This window comes from Roseateles sp. (genome assembly GCF_031397715.1).
Taxonomy (GTDB): domain Bacteria; phylum Pseudomonadota; class Gammaproteobacteria; order Burkholderiales; family Burkholderiaceae_C; genus Paucibacter_A.
Genome location: NZ_JANNMI010000053.1, coordinates 1 through 3743, shown reverse-complemented (window position 1 = coordinate 3743; position 3743 = coordinate 1). Strand labels below are relative to the sequence as shown.

The window sequence follows — 3743 nt, the reverse complement described above, 5'->3', positions numbered from 1 at the left end:
GTCGAATGAGTATTTGCCGCCACAAATTTCTAAAGAATTATTTTGGTCAAGCCTATGAACCACTCAATTGCGGAGCTTGCGACTCAGATGGCAACGACGCGCTCTATCAGCAGAGCCGCAACATCACCGTCGTGCTGATTTTGCTCGGCGTCGCCGCTGGCATCGGCCTGGGCCTGAGCATCAGCCGCCATGTGACGGCACCCTTGGCCCGCGCGGCGGCAGGTGCTCGCGCCATGAGCGAGGGCGATATGACGCAAGACTTGAGCGTTAGCGGCAAAGACGAGACCTCGCAACTGCTGCACGCGCTCGACGAGATGCGCCTGCGGCTACAAGGCATCGTCGCCAGCGTGCGCGAGAACTCCGAAAGCGTGGCCACCGGCAGCGGCCAGATCGCCCAGGGCAATGCCGACCTGAGCCAGCGCACCGAGGAGCAAGCCAGCGCCCTGGAGCAAACGGCCGCCACCATGGATGAGCTCAGCTCGACCGTGCGCAACAACGCCGACAACGCAAGCCAAGCCAACCAGCTGGCCCTGAGTGCCCAGGCCGTGGCGAGCCAGGGCGGCGCGGTGGTGGGCGAAGTGGTGGAGACGATGAAGGGCATCAACGCCAGCTCTAAAAAGATTTCCGACATCATCAGCGTGATCGACGGCATTGCCTTCCAGACCAATATCTTGGCGCTGAATGCGGCCGTTGAAGCGGCGCGCGCCGGCGAGCAAGGGCGCGGCTTTGCGGTGGTGGCCAGCGAGGTACGCTCGCTCGCCCAGCGCAGCGCCGAGGCGGCAAAAGAAATCAAAACCCTGATCAATGCCAGCGTCGAGCGGGTCGAGCTTGGCACGGTCCTGGTCGACAAGGCCGGCGTCACGATGAGCGAAATCGTCGACTCGATCCGCCGCGTGGCGGCCATCGTCGGCGAGATCAGCTCGGCCAGCGCCGAGCAAAGCTCGGGCATCGCGCAGGTCGGCGAGGCGATCACGCAGATGGACAAGGTCACCCAGCAAAATGCCGCCCTGGTGGAAGAAAGCGCGGCGGCGGCCGAGAGCCTGCGCCAACAAGCCGATCAACTGGTGCAGGTGGTGGCAGTATTCAAGCTGCGCTGAGCGGGACGGAACTTAGCCGCCCTATTTAGCTGCCCTACTTAACCGCCCTACTTAGCTCTGCCCTACTTAAGCGCCCTGCCCGGCATCCTCAGCGGCCACATCGTCGGCGCTGCCCCGCAGCGACTTAACGGCCTTGCCACGGGCCGGCAAGGCTCTCACATACTTGAAGGTGGCGGTGGCATGAGCACACAAATCGCCGCCCTCCCCTAACACCGACGCTTCGCAAAAGGCCAAGGTGGCGGTGCGGTGCAGCAGCTTGCCGATGGCACGCAGCTCGCCCTCGCCGGGCCGCATGAAGGAGGTCTTCATCTCGATGGTGACGACACCGGGGCCGAAGCCCGCTTGATCGCGGTGGATGCTGCGGGCGGCATGCGCCATCGCCACGTCCAGCAGCGTCATCAGCACACCGCCATGCGCCACTTCCCATGAATTCATATGGCCCTCGGCCAGATCAACCCGCAACTCGGCTTGACCGTCGCCCATGCTGTGCAGCTCAAAGCCCAGCTGTTCGACAAACGGAATATGGACCGGGAATTTCAAATTGCCGGTTGATTTAGGCGTTTGCATTTTTCAATCAAGCTCCGTGGATCGCGCTGACACCGCCGTCTACTGCAAGAACTTGCCCAGTGATGTGTTTGCCGGCGCGGGAGGCGAACAGCAAGGCGGCGCCTTTCAAGTCTTCATCATCGCCGATGCGGCGCAGCGGGGCGCTGGCCGCGATCGCCTCTTCACCGACTGCGGCCAACAAGCCTTGCGTCATCTTGCTGGGGAAAAAGCCCGGCGCCAGCGCATTCACGGTGATGCCGTATTGGCCCCATTCACCGGCCAGCGCGCGGGTGAAGTTGACTACCGCGCCCTTGCTGGTGTTGTAGGCGATGGTCTTCATCACGCTGGAGTTGCCGGCCAGGCCGGCGATCGAGGCCACATTGATGATGCGGCCATAACGGCGCGCCAACATGGACTGCTTGGCCACGGCTTGAGCGAACACAAATAGGCTGCGGATATTCAGGTTCATCACCTTGTCCCAGGCCGCCAGCGGGTGGTCCTCGGCCGGCGCACCCCAGCTGGCGCCGGCGTTATTGACCAGGATGTCGATGCGGCCGAGCAGCGCCACCGTCTGCGTCACCACGCCGACCGCTTGGGCTTCATCGGCCGCGTCGGCGGCGATTGCATGGGCCGTGATGCCGCGACTCTGCAAATGGGCCACCGCTTCTTCAAGGTCGGCCGCCTTGCGCGCGGTCAGCATGACGGTGGCCCCGGCCTCGCCCAAGCTCTCGGCGATCTGCAGGCCCAAGCCACGCGAGCCGCCGGTGATCAAGGCCACTTGGCCACTCAAGTCGAACAGGTCTTGTACGCGTTGCGTCATCTTGAAATCTCGGTTGAAAACACTTACTTCCAGCGTGAACGCAGCCAGATCAGGAACATGCCAAGAGCCACGGCCAAACCGCCCGCGCCCAGCAATACATCGGCGAGCAAATCATCCCGACCCAGCACGAACAAGCCCAGCGTGCCGAGCAGCATGCCGCCGTACACAAACACCCAAGCCAAGGTCTCCAGGCGGGCTAGCTTGGCTGGCACATTCTTCAAATCAGAACCACTCTTCACGCATCTCTCGGCACAGCGGCTCGCGGCTGGCCACAACGCCTAGCCAAGCGGCTATCTTGGGCAGCTCGTAGGCAAAGAAGTAGCGGCAGGCGGCTTGCTTTCCCTGAGCGAAGTCACCGAAATCGCTGCCCTGGCCGGCTTTCAATGCCACATCCAACCAGACCCATGCCAGCACCAGATGACCGAAGGCCTGCAGATAGGGCGTGGCATTGGCCAGCGCCTCTTCGGGCTGGCCGCTGGCCCAAGCGTCCTGGGTGGCGCTGGCGACAAGGGCCAGTGCCGCCGCCAGCGCATGGCCTTGCGGCGCCAGGCTGGGCTCTTGCAGCGCCGCCGCCACCGTCTTGTTGATACGCACGGCCAGCGCCAGCAAGGCCTGACCCTCGTTCATCACGACCTTGCGGCCTAACAAGTCAAGCCCATGGATGCCGTGCGTGCCCTCGTGAATCATGTTGAGCCGGTTGTCGCGCCAATACTGCTCGACCGGAAAATCGCGCGTGTAGCCATAGCCGCCCAGCACCTGGATCGCCAGCGAGTTGGCCTCCAGGCACCATTCGCTGGGCCAACTCTTGACGATGGGGATCAACACCTCCAGCACCAGTTTCGCCTCTTGGGCGCTGACCGCCGAGCCGCTGTGCAGCTCGTCGACCAGGCGCGCGCACAGCAGAGCCAGCGCCAGGCCGCCTTCGACATAGCTCTTCTGCGCCAGCAGCATGCGCTTGACGTCGGCGTGTTCGATGATGGGTCGCTGCGGTAGGGCCGCGTCTTTGCCACCCGGCCCGACGGCGCGTCCTTGCGTGCGCTGGCGGGCATAGGCCAAGCTGGCCTCGAAGCCTGCATAGCCCAGCATCGCCGCACCCAGGCCGACGCCGATGCGCGCCTCGTTCATCATGTGGAACATGCACTTCAGCCCCTCGCCGGGCTGGCCAACCAGATAGCCGACGGCACCCGCCCCACCCTCGCCAAAGTTCAGCACGCAGTTGCTGGTGCCGCGAAAGCCGAGCTTGTGGTTCAGGCCGGCCAGCCGCACATCGTTGCGCTCGC

Annotated in this window: 5 protein-coding genes; 1 reads left to right on the top strand and 4 read right to left on the bottom strand. The window is 63.9% G+C overall.

The features are described 5' to 3' along the window. Positions 1–1097, top strand: a 1097-nt coding sequence (locus RMO57_RS02565) for a methyl-accepting chemotaxis protein (RefSeq protein ID WP_310383917.1), incomplete at its 5' end; no start/stop codon positions are given. A 66-nt stretch (positions 1098–1163) separates the two neighbouring features. Here RMO57_RS02565 and RMO57_RS02560 read toward each other — a convergent pair. From RMO57_RS02560 to RMO57_RS02545, 4 genes are all read right to left on the bottom strand, one after another. Next, on the bottom strand, positions 1164–1664 hold the full coding sequence (locus RMO57_RS02560; protein ID WP_310383915.1) for a PaaI family thioesterase: 501 nt from the start codon (positions 1662–1664) through the stop codon (positions 1164–1166). 7 nt (positions 1665–1671) lie between these two features. Next, a complete protein-coding gene (locus tag RMO57_RS02555; RefSeq protein ID WP_310383913.1) occupies positions 1672–2463 on the bottom strand; it encodes an SDR family oxidoreductase in 792 nt (263 codons plus the stop codon). A 23-nt stretch (positions 2464–2486) separates the two neighbouring features. Continuing rightward, positions 2487–2684 (bottom strand): hypothetical protein, encoded by a 198-nt coding sequence (locus RMO57_RS02550; RefSeq protein ID WP_310383911.1) that lies wholly within the window; start codon positions 2682–2684, stop codon positions 2487–2489. Between the two features lies 1 nt (position 2685). Next, positions 2686–3743 (bottom strand): acyl-CoA dehydrogenase (locus RMO57_RS02545; protein WP_310383910.1); only part of this gene is annotated, 1058 nt, incomplete at its 5' end.

Bases quoted from the DNA above. Each gene is read 5' to 3' on its own strand.
- RMO57_RS02560 (WP_310383915.1), bottom strand. From the start codon at position 1,664: ATGCAAACGCCTAAATCAACCGGCAATTTGAAATTCCCGGTCCATATT.
- RMO57_RS02555 (WP_310383913.1), bottom strand. From the start codon at position 2,463: ATGACGCAACGCGTACAAGACCTGTTCGACTTGAGTGGCCAAGTGGCC.